The organism is Streptomyces sp. NPDC002853 (assembly GCF_053591915.1).
In genome coordinates, this window is record NZ_JBSFUS010000012.1 from 39,902 (window position 1) to 55,657 (window position 15,756).

General features: G+C 68.5%; 14 protein-coding genes and 2 riboswitches. Of the genes, 11 read left to right on the forward strand and 3 right to left on the reverse strand.

What is annotated here, in order from left to right:
- Positions 1-128: 128 nt before the first annotated feature.
- Genes glyA through gcvT form a run of 3 tightly spaced genes read right to left on the reverse strand, consistent with a single transcriptional unit; the run spans position 129 to position 2,988 of the window.
- Positions 129-1,388: a serine hydroxymethyltransferase gene (glyA, locus tag ACWD02_RS30770; RefSeq protein ID WP_451216119.1), complete on the reverse strand. Its 1,260-nt coding sequence runs from the start codon at positions 1,386-1,388 to the stop codon at positions 129-131.
- Between the two features lie 30 nt (positions 1,389-1,418).
- Positions 1,419-1,796, reverse strand: coding sequence for a glycine cleavage system protein GcvH (gene gcvH / locus ACWD02_RS30775; RefSeq protein ID WP_363314537.1), 378 nt, complete (start codon positions 1,794-1,796; stop codon positions 1,419-1,421).
- A gap of 58 nt (positions 1,797-1,854) precedes the next feature.
- Positions 1,855-2,988, reverse strand: a complete 1,134-nt coding sequence (gcvT, locus tag ACWD02_RS30780) for a glycine cleavage system aminomethyltransferase GcvT (RefSeq protein ID WP_451216123.1) — start codon at positions 2,986-2,988, stop codon at positions 1,855-1,857.
- A 36-nt stretch (positions 2,989-3,024) separates the two neighbouring features.
- A riboswitch (glycine riboswitch) is annotated at positions 3,025-3,135 on the reverse strand.
- A riboswitch (glycine riboswitch) is annotated at positions 3,136-3,241 on the reverse strand.
- 153 nt (positions 3,242-3,394) lie between these two features.
- Here gcvT and ACWD02_RS30785 point away from each other — a divergent pair.
- From ACWD02_RS30785 to ACWD02_RS30835, 11 genes are all read left to right on the forward strand, one after another.
- Entirely contained in the window at positions 3,395-4,069 is a 675-nt protein-coding gene (locus tag ACWD02_RS30785) for an AAA family ATPase (protein ID WP_451216789.1), read from the forward strand.
- Positions 4,070-4,130: 61 nt separating this feature from the next.
- Positions 4,131-4,934 (forward strand): enhanced serine sensitivity protein SseB, encoded by an 804-nt coding sequence (locus ACWD02_RS30790; protein ID WP_451216126.1) that lies wholly within the window; start codon positions 4,131-4,133, stop codon positions 4,932-4,934.
- A gap of 125 nt (positions 4,935-5,059) precedes the next feature.
- Positions 5,060-5,833 carry an enhanced serine sensitivity protein SseB C-terminal domain-containing protein gene (locus ACWD02_RS30795; protein ID WP_451216129.1) on the forward strand — a complete coding sequence of 258 codons (774 nt, stop codon included), beginning with the start codon at positions 5,060-5,062 and terminating at the stop codon, positions 5,831-5,833.
- Positions 5,834-6,197: 364 nt separating this feature from the next.
- Complete coding sequence (locus tag ACWD02_RS30800; protein ID WP_451216132.1) at positions 6,198-7,202, forward strand: ABC transporter permease; 1,005 nt, start codon at positions 6,198-6,200, stop codon at positions 7,200-7,202.
- A gap of 102 nt (positions 7,203-7,304) precedes the next feature.
- Positions 7,305-9,074: an ABC transporter substrate-binding protein gene (locus tag ACWD02_RS30805; RefSeq protein WP_451216135.1), complete on the forward strand. Its 1,770-nt coding sequence runs from the start codon at positions 7,305-7,307 to the stop codon at positions 9,072-9,074.
- A 128-nt stretch (positions 9,075-9,202) separates the two neighbouring features.
- Entirely contained in the window at positions 9,203-10,204 is a 1,002-nt protein-coding gene (locus ACWD02_RS30810) for an ABC transporter permease (protein ID WP_451216792.1), read from the forward strand.
- The gene (locus tag ACWD02_RS30815) at positions 10,201-11,298 is read left to right on the forward strand and encodes an ABC transporter ATP-binding protein (protein WP_451216137.1); all 1,098 of its coding nucleotides are present in this window, start codon (positions 10,201-10,203) and stop codon (positions 11,296-11,298) included. The genes ACWD02_RS30810 and ACWD02_RS30815 overlap by 4 nt, the downstream gene beginning before the upstream one ends.
- Positions 11,299-11,333: 35 nt before the next feature.
- A complete protein-coding gene (locus ACWD02_RS30820) occupies positions 11,334-12,590 on the forward strand; it encodes an ABC transporter ATP-binding protein (protein WP_451216795.1) in 1,257 nt (418 codons plus the stop codon).
- Positions 12,591-12,698: 108 nt separating this feature from the next.
- Positions 12,699-14,090, forward strand: a complete 1,392-nt coding sequence (locus tag ACWD02_RS30825) for a M1 family metallopeptidase (RefSeq protein ID WP_451216140.1) — start codon at positions 12,699-12,701, stop codon at positions 14,088-14,090.
- 75 nt (positions 14,091-14,165) lie between these two features.
- Positions 14,166-14,834, forward strand: a complete 669-nt coding sequence (locus tag ACWD02_RS30830) for a trimeric intracellular cation channel family protein (protein WP_451216143.1) — start codon at positions 14,166-14,168, stop codon at positions 14,832-14,834.
- A gap of 51 nt (positions 14,835-14,885) precedes the next feature.
- Positions 14,886-15,755 (forward strand): thioesterase family protein, encoded by an 870-nt coding sequence (locus ACWD02_RS30835; RefSeq protein WP_451216146.1) that lies wholly within the window; start codon positions 14,886-14,888, stop codon positions 15,753-15,755.
- The last annotated feature ends 1 nt before the right edge of the window (position 15,756 follow it).

Here is a 15,756-nt window from a genome sequence, read left to right on the forward strand (position 1 = left end):
GTCTGCCGGGGTGGTGCAGAAAGCAGGGCGTGAGCCGGGGCATGGGCCGGGGCACCGCACTCACTGTCCTCGTTGTCCAGTGTGCGCGGTGCCCCGAAGGTTCGTACGAAAGAAAGCGTACGAAAATGCTACAGGTTGGGGTACAGCGGGTGCTTTTCCGCCAAGGCGGAGACGCGGGCCTTCAGGGAGTCCGCGTCGAAGCCCGGCTTCAGCGCCTCGGCGATGATGTCGGCGACCTCGCGGAAGTCGTCCTCCTGGAAGCCACGGGTCGCGAGCGCGGGCGTACCGATCCGCAGGCCCGAGGTGACCATCGGGGGGCGCGGGTCGTTCGGGATCGCGTTGCGGTTGACCGTGATGCCGACCTCGTGGAGGCGGTCCTCGGCCTGCTGGCCGTCGAGCTCGGAGTTGCGCAGGTCCACCAGGACCAGGTGCACGTCCGTGCCGCCGGACAGGACGTCGACGCCGACGGCCTTCGCGTCGTCCTGCACCAGGCGCTCGGCCAGGATGCGGGCGCCGTCCAGGGTGCGCTGCTGGCGCTCCTTGAACTCCTCCGAGGCCGCGACCTTGAAGGAGACGGCCTTGGCCGCGATCACGTGCTCCAGCGGGCCGCCCTGGAAGCCGGGGAAGACCGCGGAGTTCAGCTTCTTCGCGAAGTCCTTGTTGCGGGCCAGGATGACGCCGCCGCGCGGGCCGCCGAGCGTCTTGTGCGTGGTGGAGGTGACCACGTCCGCGTACGGCACCGGGTTGGGGTGCAGACCGGCGGCGACGAGACCGGCGAAGTGCGCCATGTCGACCCACAGCTTCGCGCCGACCTCGTCGGCGATCCGGCGGAACTCCGCGAAGTCCAGCTGGCGCGGGTAGGCGGACCAGCCCGCGATGATCACCTTGGGGCTGTTCTCCTTGGCCAGGCGCTCGACCTCGGCCATGTCGACCAGGCCGGCCTCGTCCACGTGGTACGCGACCACGTTGAACTGCTTGCCGGAGAAGTTCAGGCGCATGCCGTGGGTGAGGTGGCCGCCGTGCGCCAGGTCGAGGCCCAGGATCGTGTCGCCGGGCTGGGCGATCGCGAAGAGGGCGGCCTGGTTGGCGGAGGCACCGGAGTGCGGCTGGACGTTGGCGTACTCGGCGCCGAACAGGTCCTTGATCCGGTCGATCGCGATCTGCTCGGTGACGTCGACGTGCTCGCAGCCGCCGTAGTAACGGCGGCCGGGGTAGCCCTCGGCGTACTTGTTGGTGAGGACCGTGCCCTGGGCCTCCATGACGGCGACCGGAGCGAAGTTCTCCGAGGCGATCATTTCCAGGGTGGACTGCTGACGGTGGAGCTCGGCGTCGACGGCGGCGGCGACGTCCGGGTCCAGCTCGTGGAGAGGGGTGTTGAGAAGCGACATCAGGTGGTCCCTAAGGGTCTTCGGGGGGCTTCAGCTGCCGGAGAACTCGGTGTACTCGTCCGCGGAGAGCAGGTCCTTCGGCTCCTCCGTGATCCGTACCTTGAAGAGCCAACCACCCTCGAACGGGGCGGAGTTGACCAGCGACGGGTCGTCCACGACGTCCTGGTTCGACTCGACGACCTCACCGGTCACCGGCGAGTACAGGTCGCTGACCGACTTGGTCGACTCGAGCTCGCCGCACGTCTCGCCCGCGGTCACCGCGGCACCGGCCTCGGGCAGGTCGGCGTAGACGACGTCACCGAGCGCGTTGGCCGCGTGCTCCGTGATACCGACCGTCGCCACACCGTCCTCGGCGGCCGAGAGCCACTCGTGCTCCTTGCTGTAACGCAGCTGCTGGGGGTTGCTCATGACCTGAATTCTCCTGTACGCGGGGGAGTGCTGATGGACGAGGCTGTTGTGCGGGGTGTCACTTCTGGCGCTTGTAGAACGGCAGCGCCACGACCTCGTACGGCTCGTGCGTGCCCCGGATGTCCACTCCGACACCCTCGCTGCCGGGGGCCGCGTGCGCCGCGTCGACGTACGCGATGGCGATCGGCTTGCCCAGGGTCGGGGACGGGGCACCCGAGGTGACCTCGCCGATGACCTTGCCGTCGGCGACCACGGCGAAGCCCGCGCGCGGGATGCGGCGGCCCTCGGCGATCAGGCCCACCAGCTTGCGCGGGGGAGCGGTCTCGGCGCGCTCGGCGGCGGCAGCGAGCGCCTCGCGCCCCACGAAGCGGTCGGACATCGAGGTCTTCTCGAACTTCACGACCCGGCCGAGACCGGCGTCGAAGGGCGTGAGGTCCGCGGTCAGCTCGTGCCCGTACAGCGGCATGCCCGCCTCCAGGCGCAGCGTGTCGCGGCAGGAGAGCCCGGCGGGGACCAGGCCGACGGGCTCGCCCGCCTCCATGAGCGCGTTCCAGAGCTTCTCGGCGTCGCCGGGCGCGACGAAGAGCTCGAAGCCGTCCTCGCCGGTGTAGCCCGTGCGGGCGATCAGCGCGGGCACACCCGCGACGGTGCCGGGCAGGCCCGCGTAGTACTTCAGGCCGTCCAGGTCGGCGTCCGTGAGTGACTTCAGGATGCCGGGGGACTCGGGACCCTGGACGGCGAGCAGGGCGTACGCGTCGCGGTCGTCGCGGACCTCGGCGTCGAAGCCGTCGGCGCGGGCGGTGAGCGCGTCGAGCACGACCTGTGCGTTCGAGGCGTTGGCGACCACCATGTACTCGGGGGCCTCGGGCTCGCCGAGCCGGTAGACGATCAGGTCGTCCAGGATGCCGCCGTCCTCGGCACAGATCATCGTGTAGCGGGCGCGGCCGACACCGATGGAGCCGATGTTGCCGACCAGCGAGAAGTTCAGGAAGTCCACGGCCTCGGGTCCGGAGACCGTGATCTCGCCCATGTGGGAGAGATCGAAGAGACCGGCCTTGGTGCGCACGGCGACGTGCTCGTCGCGCTCGCTGCCGTAGCGCAGCGGCATGTCCCAGCCCGCGAAGTCGGTCATGGTCGCGCCGAGCGCACGATGCGCGGCATCGAGTGCGGTCAGACGGGGGACAGTACTCATTCGTGGAACTCCCAGGGGCATGACGGGCGAGGTCGATCCTCCCCATCTGTCATCGGAACCTGAGAGGTTCACCACGACCCGTACGTATGAGGGTCATGACTTGCACCTTGGGTGGAGCCGCGCAGGCGGCCCGCTTTTCAGATGTGCCTCGCCCGCGCGGTACGGGGCCTGAGAGATTCAAGGGAGGGACTTGCTCCTTCGGCGCCCCGGTGCGTCGTACGACGGTGACCGGGAACTCTCCCGCGCGGATTTAAACGGCCTGTATGGAGTTTGCGCGCACATCATTGCACGCGCCTCCGTCACAGGGCAGTGCCAGTCCAGTAATGCTGTTGTGCCGCATTACCTTCTCTTTACACTTGCCGGGGAAGCTGCGGGAAGCAGGTACGTGACCGCTAAGGGGAGGCCGATCACGGTGCGCAGGACGAGCGTCTACGCGACCAACACAGGGGTGGCCCTGCCCAAACAGGCCGCCGCCCCCACCAGGGAGAGCTGCGGCCCCCTGCCGGCGGCCGTCGTCCGCGACCTGCGGCAGCGGACCGGCCACAGCCCGCACCGACTGACGTTCGGCGAGGGCGACCTGATCGTCGTCTCCGGGCTTCCGGGCAGCGGCAAGTCCACGCTGATGCGCCGAGCCGTCACGGGCCCGCGCATCGACTCGCAGGACACCCGCGACCGCTGGGCCCGGCGCATGCCGGACCTGCTGCCGTACGCGGTGTACCGCCCCCTGGTGCGCATCGCGCACTACGCCGGTCTGCGCAGGGCCCTGCGTTCCGGCGAGGGCGTCGTGGTGCACGACTGCGGCACCCAGGCCTGGGTGCGCCGCTGGCTGGCGCGCGAGGCCGCGCGGCGCGGCACGACCCTGCACCTGCTGCTGCTCGACGTGGAGCCGGAGACCGCCATAGAGGGGCAGCTCGCGCGCGGACGCGGCGTGTCGCGGTACGCCTTCGCGCGGCACCGCAGGACGGTCGGCCGGCTCGTCGGCGCGGCCGAGCGCGGTGACCTGCCGCGCGGCTGCGGCTCGGCGGTGCTCCTGGACCGGACGGCGGCCGGGGTGCTGCGGGGGATCGGCTTCGGGGGCTGAGCCGCCCGCCACGTTAGGGTCGTGCCGCAGGCAGAGCGGGACAGAGCAGGGGTTAGAAGAGATGGACATTCCGGCGCAGGCGCACGCCCATCCCTACGGAGGATGGCCGGGCAACGAACTCGAAGAGGTGCTCGCGGCGTCCCTGGGCACCCCCGGCGCGCCCCAGGCGTCCGCGGGGGCCCGCATCGTCGAGGTGCTCGGCCGCAGCCACGTCTGGGTCCCGCTGCCGAACGGCGGAGCCCCGGACAGCGGCACCCTCGACCTGCCCACGCTGGAGATCGACGGCCAGGCCTATGTCCCCGTCTTCAGCTCCGAGCAGCAGTTCCAGCAGGCCACCGGCGGGCGCATGGGCTGCACCGTGGCGCCCGCCGTGGAGTTCGCGCGCGGGCTTCCCCCGCAGCTGGGCATCGCGGTCAACCCGGACGGCACGGTCGGTGTGCCGCTGCCGCCGCCCGCCGTCGCCGAGCTCTGCCGGTCGGGACGCACGCCGCTGGACGGGCCCGCGACCGGCGGCCGCGTACGCCTCTTCGAACCGGACTGGCAGGAGGACCCGGTGGACTTCCTGTCCGCCGCCGCCCGCGAGTTCGAGGCCACCGGCATCGTCCTGAGCGCCCGCCGCTGCCTGGCCAGCGTCGAAGGCGGTGACCCCTCGCTGTTCGTCGGCGTCGAACTGACCTCCTGGGAGGGGAACGCGCGCGAGCTCCCGATGGAGGCCGTGGGCCGGGCCCTGGGGCACGCCCCGGTGGCCTGGCCGGTGAACCTGGTGCTGCTCGACGTGGCCCAGGACCCGGTCGCCGACTGGATGCGCGAGCGGGTCCGGCCCTTCTTCGGCCGGACTCCGGGACACGAGCACGGACATGTGTAAGGACATGTGCAGGTACGTGTGTGAGGGTGCCGTACGTCAAGTCGGTGTCAGGATCGCCGCTTAAGCTGGTTTCATGAGCCGGAGTTCCACCGGGTCAGCGGGTCATCGCGAAGGGGCGGTTAAGGGTGAGTGCGTCGGGCACGGCTGCGGCCGGGCAGGTCGAGCACATGCTGCGCCAGGTGACGCCGGGGCGCTATGACGCCTACGAGGCGCTCCTGCGGGCGCTCGCCGCCGACCAGGTGTGGATGCTGCTCTGGCACGGTCAGGCCGGCTCCCCCGACGCCCAGTACGGGAACATGGAGGTCGAGGGCCTGGGGTACGCGCCGTGTGTCACCTCGGCCCAGGAGCTCTCCGCCAGTGGCTGGAACCGCTCGTACGAAGTGGTTGCCGGTCTCGACATCTCCCGCACCCTCTTCCCGGACCACTACGGCCTCTGGCTCAACCCCCACGCGCCCGGCGGCGGCGTCGGCATCCCCTGGCTCGACCTGCGGCGCATCGCGTCGGGCCTGGACCTGCTGCCCGCGGGGCCGCTCAGACTCACCGAGCCGGCCATCGAGATCCCCCAGTTCTACGCCCTGCTCACGCAGAACGCCCACCGCACCCCCGCGGTCCGCTCGCTGCGCCGCGCCTGGGTGCAGCCCGCGCTCGGCGCCCCGTATCTGGCGATCGGTCTCGATGTGTACGACACCTCGCCGGCATCGGTCGACGGGGTGCGCACGATGATGCAGCAGTCGATCGCCGCGGTCCCCGACGGCCTGCCCGTGTCGACGGTCGCGATGTCCGACGGGTTCGACCCGGTGGCCATGTGGCTGCGCGCCAACGCCCGCCCGTTCTACGACCGCGAGGCCCAGCCCGCACCGGCGCCCGCGGGCGGTTACGGCTACCCCGCGCAGTACTGAAGCGGTGCCTCGGTCCTGACCGGACGTGATCGAAAGGGCCTGGAACCGGCCACCGCGGCTCGTATACCTGCCCTGACCGTCACGATGTCCGTTCTGGTGGTGGAGGGGGCTTAAGGGCTCCCGTGGCACCTTGCGACCCAACTGCCCCGTGTTCGCCCCTCGTTCACGTGCGTCCGGATAACGGAACACCTCGATCAGCATCACGGTTGCGCATCCATTCACCGTCAAGGCTGGTAACAGATCGCGACCGCGATGAAGACTCCCGCACCAGGGGTGCTTCGCCCCTGTGTACGACGGACTGATCACATCGCTACAGCGACAAGTGCGGGCCGGTCACCACCGGTTGAGAGGGGTCCCTGCCACGATGACGGCACCATTGCATGACACACCTGCGGACGCGGACCCGACGGCGGACGTCGCTCCCGCAGCTGATGCAGGGGTGAGGAAGGTCGAGGGGCGGTCCCTCAAGCAGATCGCCTGGAACCGCCTGAAGCGGGACAAGGTCGCGCTGGCCGGCGGCATCACCGTGCTCGTCCTGGTCTTTGTCGCCGTCTTCGCGCCCCTGATCGTCTCCCTCCTCGGCCACCCGCCCAACGAGTTCCATCAGGAAGAGCTGGAAGACCTGACGAACCTGCCCAAGGGTGCCTTCGGCGGCATGAGTTGGGACTTCCTCTTCGGAGTGGAGCCCAACAAGGGCCGCGACGTCTTCAGCCGCATCGTCTACGGAGCCCGCATCTCGCTCCTGGTGGCGTTCCTCGCCGCCGTGGTGGCCGTGGCGCTCGGGACCTTCTTCGGCATCATCGCCGGTTACTTCGGCGGCTGGGTCGACGCGGCGATCAGCCGGGTCATGGACGTGCTGCTCGCCTTCCCGCAGCTGCTCTTCGTGATCTCCCTGGTCTCGGTCCTCCCCGACGACCTGCTCGGCCTGACCGGCAGCGGCGTCCGCATCGCCGTACTGATCCTGGTGATCGGCTTCTTCGGCTGGCCCTACGTCGGGCGCATCGTCCGCGGTCAGACCCTCAGCCTGCGCGAACGTGAGTACGTGGAGGCGGCCCGCAGCCTCGGCGGCGGCCAACGCCACATCCTGTTCCGTGAGTTGCTGCCGAACCTGATCGCACCGATCACGGTGTACGCGACCCTCATGATCCCCACCAACATCCTCACCGAAGCGGCGCTCAGCTTCCTCGGCGCAGGTGTACGCCCGCCGACGGCCTCCTGGGGCGGCATGCTCCGGGACGCCCTGGCGACGTACGAGCACGATCCGATGTTCATGGTCTTCCCCGGCCTGGCGATCTTCGTGACCGTGCTTGCCTTCAACCTCTTCGGTGATGGGCTGCGCGACGCCCTGGACCCCAAGGGAACTCGTTAAACAGCTCCAACTGGCTTGCCCCTGCCGCAGCGTCAGGTGGCTCTTCCCATGGTTCTCAAGGCAGTCAATGCCAAGGACCGCGAATCTCGGAGGATGCGAGAAATGCCCACAGGTTCCTCTAAACGACGGTTGACCGCAGGCGCGGCCCTCGTCGTGGCGGCGCTGGTGACCACCACGGCGTGCGGCGGCGGCAGCGACGACGACGACAGCAAGGGCGCCGGCTACAACGCGGCGATCGGCAAGGTCGCGAACGAGTCGAAGAAAAAGGGCGGAACGCTCAAGTTCATCGCCAAGCAGGACCTGGACTCGGCCGACCCGCAGCGCGCGTACTACGGCATGACGTGGGACTTCATGCGGTTCTACACCCGCACGCTGATCACGTACGACACCAAGCCGGGTGCCGCGTCCAACAAGCTCGTCCCCGACCTCGCCCAGGACACGGCGAAGATCAGCGACGACGGCAAGACCTACACGTACAAGCTGCGTGACGGTCTCACCTGGGAGGACGGCTCGAAGCTGACCTCCAAGGACATCAAGTACGGCATCGAGCGCATCTGGGCCACCAAGGTCATCACCGGTGGTCCCGGCTACCTGAAGTCCACGCTTGACCCCAAGGGCGAGTACAAGGGCCCCTACGAGGACAAGTCGAAGGACAAGCTCGGTCTGAAGGCGATCGAGACGCCGGACGACAACACCATCATCTTCAAGCTGCCCAAGAAGAACGGCGACTTCGAGCAGATGCTCGCGATGCCGTCGGGCACCCCGGTGAAGCAGTCCGAGGACACCGGCGCCAAGTACACCCAGCGCCCGTTCTCCTCCGGCCCGTACAAGTTCCAGAACTACAGCGCGGGCAAGAGCATCACGCTCGTCCGCAACAAGAACTGGAAGAAGTCGTCGGACCCGGTCCGTCCCGCGCTGCCGGACAAGATCTCGGTCACCATCTCGGCGAACCTCGAAGAGAACGACAAGCGCCTGATGGAAGGTGACTACGACATCGACATGAATGGCACCGGCATGACCCAGTCGGGTCGTACCACCGCCATTCAGGACCACAAGGACAACGTCGACAACATGCAGACGGACTTCGTCCGTTACGTCGCCCTGGTGACCAAGACGAAGCCGTTCGACAACGAGGCCTGCCGCAAGGCCGTCTTCTACGCCACGGACTTCGCGAGCCTGCAGAAGACCCGTGGCGGCGAGGTCGCCGCCGGCGAGATCGCCACCAACGTCTTCCCGAAGTCGATCAAGGGTCACGACGACTACGACCCGTACGGCATCAAGGAGCGCAAGGGCAAGCCGGACGTCGCCAAGGCGAAGGCCCAGCTCAAGGAGTGCGGCAAGCCCGGCGGCTTCTCGACCAAGATCTCGGCGCGCACCAACCAGCCGGGTGAGGTGGACGCCGCCACGGCGCTCCAGGAGCAGCTGAAGAAGGTCAACATCGACGCCCAGGTCGACCAGATCGACGGCGCCGACTCCTCCAGCATCACCGGTTCTCCCTCGGTCGTGAAGAAGCGCGGCATCGGCATGACGATGGCGGGCTGGGGTCCTGACTTCCCGACCGGCCAGGGCTACGCCCAGCCGCTGTTCGACAGCCGTTTCATCAACGAGAACGGCAACTACAACGAGTCGCAGATCGACGAGCCGAAGATCGACAAGTTCTTCGACGACGCGATCGGCACGGTCGACCCGAACAAGGCCGGTGAGATCTACACCGATCTGGCCCACGAGATCGTCGACAAGGCGTACTGGATGCCCTTCATCTACGAGAAGAACATCTCGTGGCGTTCCTCGCGGGCGACCAACGTCTACTCGTCCGCCGCTTACAGCGGTCGCTACGACTACGTCTCCCTCGGTGTCGAGGACGCGAAGTAGTCAGTAGCAGTCGCCGCAAGGCCGTTGTCCCACCGCCGAATCCCGCCAGTCCGAAGGGCAGGTGATGGCCCCGGGCGGTGACCGGGACTCCTCACAAGGGGGTCCCGGCCACCGCCGGGCCGCGCACAGTGCTTGCTTATCTCATCCGGCGCCTGATCGCCGTTGTCATCATGGTGCTGGTCGTACTGCTCGCGACCTTCACCGTCTTCTTCATGCTGCCCAAGTGGGCGGGACAGGACATCGCCGTCCTCTTCGCCGGAAAGTCGTCCGGTGCCGAGCAGCTCGCGGGCATCCGGATCAAACTGGGACTTGACGACCCTCTGCTCGTCCAGTTCTGGGACTTCGTCAAGGGCATCCCGATGGGGCGTGACTACGCCAACGGGGCCGACGTGACCCACTGCCCGGCCCCCTGCTTCGGATACTCCTTCCGTACCGAGGCGCCCGTCTGGGAGACCCTCAAGGACGCCCTGCCCGTCACCGCCGCGCTCGCCGCCGGTGCGTGTGTGCTGTGGCTGGTCGCCGGTGTCGCCACCGGTGTGCTCTCCGCGCTCAAGCGCGGCACCATCTGGGACCGCACGGCGATGATCACCGCCCTCGCCGGCGTCTCGCTTCCCGTCTTCTTCACCGGCATGATCGCGATGGGGCTCTTCGTCCACACCCTGGGCTGGGTGAAGATCGAGGACACCCTCACCACGGAAGACCCGATCAACATCTGGTTCGAGACCTTGATCCTTCCGTGGATCGTGCTCGCGTTCCTCAACGCCGCCATGTACGCGCGACTCACCCGCGCCACCATGCTGGAAGTGCTCGGCGAGGACTACATCCGCACCGCGCGCGCCAAGGGGCTCGGCGAGACCACCGTCATCAGACGGCACGCGCTGCGCTCCGCCATGACGCCGATCCTCACCGTCTTCGGTCTGGACCTCGGCGTGCTCATGGGCGGCGCCGTCCTCACCGAGTCCACCTTCAACCTGCCGGGGCTCGGCCTCGAGGCGGTCAAGGCCATCAGCAACAAGGACCTGCCGGTGATCCTCGGCGTCACCTTGTGCGCATCGCTCGCGATCGCCCTCGCCAACCTCGTCGTCGACCTTCTGTACGCCGTCATCGACCCGCGAGTGAGGCTGGGATGACCGAACTGCACAAGACCGGAGCGGCGGTCGGAGAACCCGTCGCTGATTCGGTCGCCCCCACCGCCTTCCTCGAAGTACGCGATCTCAAGGTGCACTTCCCGACCGACGACGGCCTGGTCAAGTCCGTCGACGGGCTCAGCTTCAAGCTGGAGAAGGGCAAGACCCTCGGCATCGTCGGCGAGTCAGGATCCGGCAAGTCGGTCACCTCGCTCGGCATCCTCGGCCTGCACACCGCCGGGCAGTACGGCAGCCGCAAGCCGCAGCTGTCCGGCGAGATCTGGCTGAACGGCACGGAGCTGCTCGGCGCGGACCCGAACGAGGTGCGCAAGCTGCGCGGCCGCGAAATGGCGATGATCTTCCAGGATCCGCTGTCCGCGCTGCACCCGTACTACTCCATCGGCCAGCAGATCACCGAGGCGTACCGGGTCCACCACAAGGTGGACAAGAAGGTCGCCCGCAAGCGTGCCGTGGAGATGCTCGACCGGGTGGGCATCCCCCAGCCGGACAAGCGGGTCGACAGCTACCCGCACGAGTTCTCGGGCGGCATGCGCCAGCGCGCCATGATCGCGATGGCCCTGGTGAACAACCCCGAGCTGCTCATCGCGGACGAGCCGACGACCGCCCTCGACGTCACCGTCCAGGCGCAGATCCTCGACCTCATCCGGGATCTGCAGAAGGAGTTCGGCTCCGCGGTCATCATGATCACGCACGACCTGGGCGTGGTCGCCGAGATGGCGGACGAGCTGCTCGTGATGTACGGCGGGCGCTGCGTCGAGCGCGGCACCGCGGAGAAGGTCTTCTACGAGCCCCAGCACCCTTACACCTGGGGCCTGTTGGGGTCGATGCCACGCATCGACCGCGAGGAGATGGACCGCCTCGTGCCGGTCAAGGGCTCCCCGCCCAGCCTGATCAACCTGCCTACGGGCTGCGCCTTCAACCCGCGCTGCCCGTACGCGGACATCCCCAAGGACCAGATCACCCGCCGTGAGCGCCCCGACCTGCGTGAGGTCGAGCCCGGGCACTTCACCGCCTGCCACATGTCGCAGGACGAGCGCACCCGGATCTGGACCGAAGAGATTGCGCCGAAGCTGTGAAAGACGACAAGAAGGACCAGGCGAAGGGCCAGGAGATGACGATCCCGGCGCAGGCGAAGAGCTCGGTCGAGCCGCTGCTCAAGGTCGACGGCCTGGTGAAGCACTTCCCCATCAAGAAGGGGCTGCTGAAGCGCCAGGTGGCGGCCGTCCAGGCCGTCGACGGGCTCAGCTTCGACGTGCGTCCCGGTGAGACGCTGGGCGTCGTCGGCGAGTCGGGCTGCGGCAAGTCGACGATGGGCCGCCTGATCACCCGTCTGCTCGAACCGACCGCGGGCCGCGTGGAGTTCGAGGGCGTGGACATCACGCACCTGAACACCGGCAAGATGCGGCCGCTGCGCCGCGACGTGCAGATGATCTTCCAGGACCCGTACTCGTCGCTGAACCCGCGGCACACCATCGGCACGATCGTCGGTGCGCCGTTCAAGCTGCAGGGCGTCAAGCCCGAAGGCGGCCTGAAGAAGCACGTGCAGGAGATGCTGGAGCGCGTGGGGCTCAGCCCCGAGCACTACAACCGCTACCCGCACGAGTTCTCCGGCGGTCAGCGCCAGCGCATCGGCATCGCGCGTGCGCTCGCCCTGCGGCCCAAGCTGGTCGTGGCCGACGAGCCCGTCTCCGCCCTGGACGTCTCCATCCAGGCGCAGGTGGTCAACCTCCTGGACGACCTGCAGGACGAGCTCGGTCTCACGTACGTGATCATCGCGCACGACCTCTCGGTCATCCGGCACGTCTCGGACCGCATCGCGGTGATGTACCTCGGCAAGATCGTGGAGCTGGCGGACCGCAAGGACCTCTACTCCACGCCGATGCACCCGTACACCAAGGCGCTGCTCTCCGCGGTGCCCGTACCCGACCCGAAGCGGCGTGGCGTCAAGAGCGAGCGCATCCTGCTGCGCGGTGACGTCCCCTCGCCGATCGACCCGCCCACCGGCTGCCGTTTCCACACGCGCTGCTGGAAGGCGACGGAGATCTGCGCGAAGACCGAGCCGCCGCTGATCCCCCTGGCCTCCGGTCACCAGGTGGCGTGCCACCACCCGGAGAACGCCGAGGACCAGCAGCCGGGCGACACCAAGCTGCTGCAGGTCGCCAAGGAGGCGATCGACGTGGTGTCGGTGGTGAGCAAGGCGGAGGAGACGGCCGAGGAGGCCGCCACCCCGAAGAAGACCGTCGCGACGGAAGCTTCGGAAGACACCCCGAAGGCCGCCGTGAAGGTGACCTCCGAGGACGCCGCGAAGGCCGCCTCCAAGGACGCCCCGGAAGCGGAAGTCAAGGGTCAGGCGTCAACTGACAAGTAGCACCTGATGACTTGGTAAAAATCAGTCACCAGGTCATGTACACGCCCATACGGGAGAGTGCAGAGTCTGCGTGTCCGTCTCACCGGAACACGCGCGAAGGGATGACTCATGGCACTCTCCCGTTCGGCACGTCTGGGGGCACTGGCCACCGCCGCCGCCTCCTTCTGCTTGATCGCCGCCGCACCCGCACCGCACCCCGGTTCGCCCGGCGTCGGCGACCCGTACTTCCCGCTGCTCGGCAACGGCGGGTTCGACGTACGCCACTACGGCCTCGACCTGGCGTACAACCCCGACACCGACCGCCTCGACGGCCGCACCACGATCACCGCGCGCGCCACCCAGAACCTCTCCTCCTTCGACCTCGACCTCCAGAAACTGGAGGTGACGAAGATCGAGGTGAACGGCAGACGGGCGAAGTTCACCCGCGACGGCGACGAGATCCGCATCAGCCCCCGCGACCACCTGCGCAAGAACAAGTCGTTCACCGCGACCGTGACCTACGGCGGCGTGCCCGAGCCGCTGAGCGGCCCCATCGTCTTCGGCTCCGACTACGGCTGGATGAAGACCACCGACGGTGTCTTCGTCGCCTGCGAGCCCAACGCCGCCTCGACCTGGTTCCCCTCCAGCGACCACCCCTCGGACAAGGCCGCCTTCGACATCCGCATCAAGGCCCCCAAGGGCCTGACCGGCGTCTCCAACGGCCGACTCGTCGACACGTACTCCAAGGGCGGGCAGACCGTCGCCCATTGGCGCGAGTCCAAGCCCATGGCGACGTACCTCGCGACCGCGACCATCGGCAAGTTCGACGTGCGGAAGGGCAGGACCCCGGGCGGCACCCCGATCTACGTCGCCATCGACCCCGTCCTGGAGAACAGCAACAACGTCGACGTGTACGGCGTCACGGCCGAGGTCACCGACTACTGGTCGAAGATCTTCGGCCCGTACCCCTTCGAGGAGACCGGCGCGATCGTCGACGACATGCCGCAGGCGGGCTTCTCCCTGGAGACACAGACCAAGCCGGTCTACTCCGCGATCCGCAGCGAGTCGACCATCGCCCACGAGCTCGCCCACCAGTGGTTCGGCGACTCCGTCACGCCCGAGAAGTGGAACGACATCTGGCTCAACGAGGGCTTCGCGACCTACTCCCAGTGGCTGTGGAGCGAGCACAAGGGCACCCAGACCGCCCGCGAGGCCTTCCTCGCCGGCTACAACTCGCGCCCGGCCGACGCGCCCTTCTGGCAGATCGTCGTCGGTGATCCGCAGCGCGACACGATGTTCGCCTCCGCCGTCTACCAGCGCGGCGCCATGACGCTCCAGGCCCTGCGCGAGCGCATCGGTGACAAGGCGTTCTTCAAACTGCTCCCCGCCTGGGCCGCGCAGCAGCGCCACAGCAACGCCACGACCGCCGAGTTCATCCGGCTCGCCGAGAAGATCTCGGGCAAGCAGCTCGACGCGCTGTTCGAGACGTGGCTGTTCACGAAGGGCAAGCCCGCCCTGTAGCCGACTCCGGCACCGCTGCCGCCGCGCGGTGCCGCCCTGGTGAGGCCCGCGACGGCGGGCAGGTAAGAATGTCGCGTGATCCAGGATCTGTTCAGTCCCTCCGTCCAGCACGCGCTCGACATCGTCGGAATCTTCGTCTTCGCGATCTCCGGCGCCCTGCTCGCCGTACGCAAGAACTTCGACGTCTTCGGCATCGTCGTGCTCGCCGAGGTCACCGCGCTGGGCGGGGGGATCTTCCGTGACGTGGTGATCGGGGCGGTGCCGCCCGCCGCCTTCGTCGACCTCGGCTACTTCATCACGCCGCTGTTCGCCGCCGCCCTGGTGTTCTTCCTGCACCCGGAGGTGGAGCGCACCCAGCTCGCGGTGAACGTCTTCGACGCGGCGGGTCTGGGCCTCTTCTGTGTCACCGGGACGACCAAGGCGTACGACTACGGCCTCGGCCTCACCGCGTCGGCGGCCCTGGGGCTCGCCACCGCGGTGGGCGGCGGCGTGCTGCGCGACATCATCGCCAACGAAGTGCCTTCGCTGGTGCGCTGGGACCGCGACCTGTACGCCGTGCCCGCCATCGTCGGATCCGCGATGGTCGCGCTCTGCATCAATTACGACATGGTGAACGCCTTCACCAGCACCCTCGCCGTGATCACGACCTTCGTCCTGCGGCTGCTCGCGCTGCGGTACCACTGGCGGGCGCCCCGGGCCTGGCACCGCCGGTCGACGGCGGTGGAGGTGGAGGACGCCGCGTAGCCGACCCCGAAAAAGCTACCGCTCAGTAATTAGATGTTGTACGTTGCTGGCATGGCAGAGGCAGCATCCATACCGGCAGCGGTGCTCGCGAGCATCGGCGACAGCGAGTTCGACCGCGACACCGCGGTCACACGGCGGGAGCCCGGTGTCTACGACATCGATCTCTCCGCGGGCTGGACGATCATCAACGCCGTCAACGGCGGCTACCTCCTCGCGGTCCTAGGCCGCGCGCTGGCCGACGCACTGCCGCACGCGGACCCCTTCACGGTCTCCGCGCACTATCTGACGGCGTCCCACCCCGGGCCCGCCGTGATCCGCACGGACACGGCACGCGCCGGGCGGACCCTGTCGACCGGGCAGGCCTCGCTCTTCCAGTACGACGAGGAGGGGCGCGAGGTCGAACGGATCCGCGTGCTCGCCTCGTACGGCGATCTGGCGGGGCTTCCCGACGACGTCCGTACGACGGCCAAGCCGCCGGAGCTGCCGCCGCTGGAGCAGTGCTTCGGCCCCCAGGACGCCCCGGACCACCGGCCGGTGCCCGGCAGTTCCGCGATCAGCGACCGGCTCTTCCTGAAGCTGGACCCCTCCACCCTGGGGTGGGCCCTCGGCCGGCCCTCCGGCAAGGGGGAGATGCGCGCCTGGTTCGGCCTCGCGGACGGGCGTGACGCGGATCCGTTGTCGCTGCTGCTCACGGTGGACGCGCTGCCGCCGACCGCCTTCGAGCTGGGCATCTCCGGCTGGGTGCCGACGGTGGAGCTGACGGTACATGTCCGGGCGAAGCCCGCGCCCGGTCCGCTGCGGGTGTCCATCACCACGCGGAACCTCGCCGGTGGCTTTCTGGAGGAGGACGCGGAGGTCTGGGACTCCGCGGACCGCCTGGTGGCCCAGTCGCGTCAGCTGGCGCGGGTGCGGTTGGGCTGAG